This is a genomic window from uncultured Lamprocystis sp., from assembly GCF_903933125.1.
In the GTDB taxonomy this organism is placed as follows: Bacteria; Pseudomonadota; Gammaproteobacteria; order Chromatiales; family Chromatiaceae; genus Thiodictyon.
In genome coordinates this window covers 1-2,310 of the sequence record NZ_CAIZIZ010000545.1, presented here as the reverse complement: position 1 = coordinate 2,310, position 2,310 = coordinate 1, and the positions used below count along the sequence as shown (strand labels likewise).

Sequence of the window (2,310 nt, the reverse complement as noted above, 5' to 3'; positions counted from 1 at the left end):
GCGCACCACCAAGCCCCACCCGGTCACCGGCGAACCGGTCCCGGATGAAACCGCCCGCGTCGCGCTGGAACGCTCTATCAATCCGCGCCAGGCGGAGTGGCCCGCAGCGGATTTCGTGGTCGGCAATCCGCCGTTCATCGGCGCGTCCACCCTGCGCCGCGCGCTCGGCGACGGCTACGTGGAAGCGCTGCGCGCCGCCTGGCCCGAGGTTCCCGAGTCCGCCGACTATGTGATGTACTGGTGGGAGCGCGCCGCCGCACTGACCCGCGCCGGCCACCTGCGCCGCTTCGGGTTCATCACCACCAACAGCCTGCGCCAGACCTTCAACCGGCGTGTGCTGGAGCGTCATCTCAGCGCCGCCGAGCCGTTGTCGCTGTGCTACGCGGTGCCGGATCACCCCTGGGTGGACGCCGCCGACGGGGCCGCGGTGCGTATCGGCATGACCGTCGGCCAGGCGGGGAGCTTTCCCGGTGTGCTGGAGCGGGTGACGGCCGAGCGCCCCGGTCAGGGCGAGGGGCTGGAGGTCGATCTGGAGCGGACCGAGGGACCCATCCATACCGACCTGCGGATCGGGGCGGATGTTGCCGCGGCGGTCCCGCTGCTGGCGAACCTGGGCCTCTCCTCGCCCGGCGTCAAGCTGCACGGGGCCGGCTTCATCGTCACGCCCGACGAAGCGGCGGCCTTGGGGCTCGGCCGACTGCCGGATCTGGAGCAGCATCTGCGGTGCTACCGCAACGGCCGCGACCTGACGCAGACCCCGCGCGGGGTCCTGGTCATCGATCTGTTCGGACTCACCGCCGCTGAGGTCAGAGGGCGCTACCCGGAGATCTATCAGTGGGTGCTCGAGCGGGTGAAGCCGGAGCGGGACGCCAGGGGCCACACCAGGGACGGGGCCGGCTACGCGGCCTTATGGTGGCTGCACGGGAAACCCAGGCCGGAGTTACGCCGCTATCTGGCCGGACTGCCGCGCTACATCGCCACCGTCGAGACCGCCAAGCACCGGACCTTCGTCTTTTTGGATCAGTCCGTACTGCCCGACAACATGCTGATCGCCATCGCCCTGGATGACGCCTGGGCGCTGGGCGTCCTCTCCAGTCGCGTCCACGTCGATTGGGCTTTGGCAACCGGTGCCCGCCTCGGTGTCGGCAACGACCCCCGCTACACCAAGACCCGCTGCTTCGAAACCTTCCCATTCCCGGCTCCGGACGCGCCGCACCAGGCCCGCATCCGCCAACTGGCCGAGGATCTGGACGCGCACCGCAAACAGCGCCAGGCGCTGCATCCGGGCCTGACCATGACCGGGATGTACAACGTCCTGGAGCACCTGCGCACTGGTGCGCCACTGAGCCCCAAAGACCGGGTGATCCATGAGCAAGGGCTGGTCGCGATCCTGCGCCAGATCCATGACGAACTGGACGCCGCCGTGCTGGCCGCCTATGGCTGGGACGACCTGACCGCGGCCCTGTCGGCCCCGCGCCCGGCGGTCGGATGCGGTGACGCGGGCTCCGCATCAGGAGCGACCGCGTCCGCCACCCCGCCCGCCGACGTTGAGGAACTCATCCTGCAACGCCTGGTCGCACTCAACGCCGAGCGCGCCGCCGAGGAACGCCGCGGCCTCATCCGCTGGCTACGCCCGGAGTTTCAGCACCCCGCGGGCGCCGGCGCGGTCGCCGCGGAATCGGCACCGGACGCCGCCGCCGCGGTCGGCACCGGACCCAAGCCGGACTGGCCCAAGACCCTGCCCGATCAATTCCAAGCGCTGCGCGCGGCACTCGCCGCCCGTGCCGCACCGGTCACCGCCGCCGACCTGGCCCAGGGCTTCACCCGCGCGCCCCGCGCCAAAGTCGCCGAACTCCTGGCCACCCTGGCCAGCCTCGGCCACGCCCGTCGGCTGGACGACGGGCGCTACCTGGCTGGTTAGGCCGGGTCGGAGGGGCGCGCCGGGTACTTTATCCTAAGGTAATTTCCGGAACACCGGAGACCAACCACCATCGGCTCGGATGTCGATGCGACTTCAGCCGTAGGTTGGGGTGACGAAGGAACCCCAACGATTGGCGGCCGGGGATGTTGGGGTTCGTTCCTCACCCCAACCTACCGCGCTTGAAGGCGCCCGCGGGCGGGACTATGCTAGAGGGGTAACGGTTGGTCGACGAGTCGTCATCGGCCTCAGCAGTAGGCCAACCGGGGGAGGCGCGGGATGACCCGCGCCTTTCACGTTTCTGGCCGCAGGGCCGTAGGTTGGGGTGACGAAGGAACCCCAACGATTGGCGGCCGGGGATGTTGGGGTTCGTTCCTCACCCCAACCTACCG

General features: G+C 70.1%; 1 protein-coding gene. It reads left to right on the top strand.

The genetic code is table 11. The features are described 5' to 3' along the window. Positions 1 to 1,921: type IIL restriction-modification enzyme MmeI (locus QZY03_RS29905; protein WP_367268255.1), on the top strand; the 1,921-nt coding region annotated here is incomplete at its 5' end. Between the last annotated feature and the right edge of the window lie 389 nt (positions 1,922 to 2,310).